2 protein-coding genes and 1 pseudogene are annotated in these 1,680 nt (G+C 64.0%); 1 reads left to right on the top strand and 2 read right to left on the bottom strand.

The window, feature by feature from the left end; translation table 11 throughout:
- Positions 1–95 precede the first annotated feature (95 nt).
- Positions 96–986 carry a metallophosphoesterase family protein gene (locus ACMLHZ_RS01800; RefSeq protein WP_418666104.1) on the bottom strand — a complete coding sequence of 297 codons (891 nt, stop codon included), beginning with the start codon at positions 984–986 and terminating at the stop codon, positions 96–98.
- Positions 987–1,092: 106 nt separating this feature from the next.
- Here ACMLHZ_RS01800 and ACMLHZ_RS01795 point away from each other — a divergent pair, with 106 nt between their 5' ends.
- Complete coding sequence (locus ACMLHZ_RS01795) at positions 1,093–1,305, top strand: hypothetical protein (RefSeq protein WP_418666103.1); 213 nt, start codon at positions 1,093–1,095, stop codon at positions 1,303–1,305.
- Here ACMLHZ_RS01795 and ACMLHZ_RS01790 read toward each other — a convergent pair.
- Positions 1,302–1,680, bottom strand: a pseudogene (locus ACMLHZ_RS01790) (hypothetical protein); the annotation flags it as partial. The gene ACMLHZ_RS01795 and the pseudogene ACMLHZ_RS01790 sit on opposite strands and share 4 nt — an antisense overlap.

Here is a 1,680-nt window from a genome sequence, read left to right as displayed (position 1 = left end):
TGGGATGCACGGCAAATCCCCCTCTTACAAGCGCACAAAAAAGCCCCCAAAACGCAAAAAATCTGCGCTTTGGGGGAACTTTTATTTTGTCTTTTTCAACTTTTTTGCGGGGCCTCTTTGCCCTCCTCCGCGCCTATAAGCTCGGTCACGGCGCGTTCCATATACTCCTCAGGCACCTCTGGCCAGCGGCAGCCGCCCTGCCCGCCGCGGCAAAGCTCCATCGCCCTTGCCAGCACCCTTCCATGAGGTACATCCTTGCCGCGCAAAAGGCTCACCGTAATGGCGGTCCACCAGGGCGCATGCTCCTGCAATCCTTCTTCATACAGCTCTTTAATGGCGCGCTCCACATCGTATTCCAGGCTCACGAACTCCTCTTCCCATCGCCCTGCCCCACCGTGCAGCAGCAGGAACTGCGCTTTGCCGCTGCTGAAAAGCGGCACGCCCACCGCGCCCGGGTTCAGCGCCGTCCGCCCGCTGTGCTCGATCCTGCCCTGCACGTGGGTGTGCCCGCACAAAACCAAGGGGGTCTTGCTGCGCGCCAGCACCTCCAGGCTCTCCGCGTCCCCGGCCAGCAGCTTGCCGTTCACTTTTTCCGGCGAGCCGTGGCACAGGGTCACGGGCGGCAGCCCGCAAAATTCCACCTGCCGCGCGGGCGGCATCGCGGCAAAAAACTCCAGGTCCCCCCGGCGCAGCGCCCGGTCCACATACCACAGGGTACCGGTCAGGGAATTCCCGCTCTGCCAGCCGGCCGCGCCCCTCTCGCGATACTCCAAAAAGTACTGTTCCCGGTTTCCCTGCACAAAATAACAATCGTGGCGGGCTTTCAGCCCGTAAAGCGCGTCAAGCGTTTTTTGTGGGTACGCCAGCTCGCCCACATTGTCCCCCAGGATAAAAAAGGTGTCGGCGCCCCGGGCAAGGGCGTAGCCCAGGCAGCGTTCCAGGGCAATGTGGTTGCCGTGGATATCCGATAAAACTGCGATCTCCATCTGCTTCTCCTTGTTCTCCGCCCTTTTTCACGCGGCTCTTTTTGGGCCGTTTTCAGCAAGCGGCCCGTCTTTCACTGTCTTTTGAACGCCGAAAGGAACCCTCTATATGTACCCTTATCACAACAGGATCAAACAGCGCATCCGGGCAGGGGAGCTGGCCGGGTACGAGTTCGTCGCCCATTATCCCCGCATCGGCGAGGCGCTGGTGCTGTACTTTTTCACCGACCCGCCGGTGCGCCCGGTGCGGCCCCACCGGTACGAAGAATACGCGCCCCTGCTGGCCGCATGGGAGGCGCAGCAGGCAGGGCGTGAGCCCTAGCCCGCTCCGCGCGCCCGCTTTCCCTTTCCCAACGTCCGTTTTATGTCCGCCCCGGCCGCACCCGGGTCCAGCCCCTCCCCCGTGCGGATGGTCCGGCCCGCCCATTCCAGCAACCGGCCGCCCAGCCCGTCCAGGTCGGTGGGGTCCCCTTCCAGCAGCGTGCGCTGGGCCGGGGGCAGCAGCGGCGCCAGCTCGCGGCGTTGCTTTACGATCCGGCCGGTGCGGCAGTACCACGCGGCGCGCAGCGCAAAAAAGGCCGCCTTTTGCAGCCCTGCCAGCAGCTGGGGGCTGCGCTCGTGCAGCAGATCGTGCACGCAGGCATGGTAGATTGCGCAGGCCCCATTGCGCACGCAGCAGCGGGCGGCATCAGGTCCC

Source organism: Allofournierella sp. (assembly GCF_048388525.1).
Classification (GTDB): Bacteria; Bacillota; Clostridia; order Oscillospirales; family Ruminococcaceae; genus BQOK01.
Note: the sequence above shows the minus strand (reverse complement) of the source record. Positions and strands in the feature narration are given on the sequence as shown.

Excerpts from the sequence above, each read along its gene's own strand:
- ACMLHZ_RS01800 (WP_418666104.1), bottom strand. The coding sequence starts at position 986 with ATGGAGATCGCAGTTTTATCGGATATCCACGGCAACCACATTGCCCTG.
- ACMLHZ_RS01795 (WP_418666103.1), top strand. The coding sequence starts at position 1,093 with ATGTACCCTTATCACAACAGGATCAAACAGCGCATCCGGGCAGGGGAG.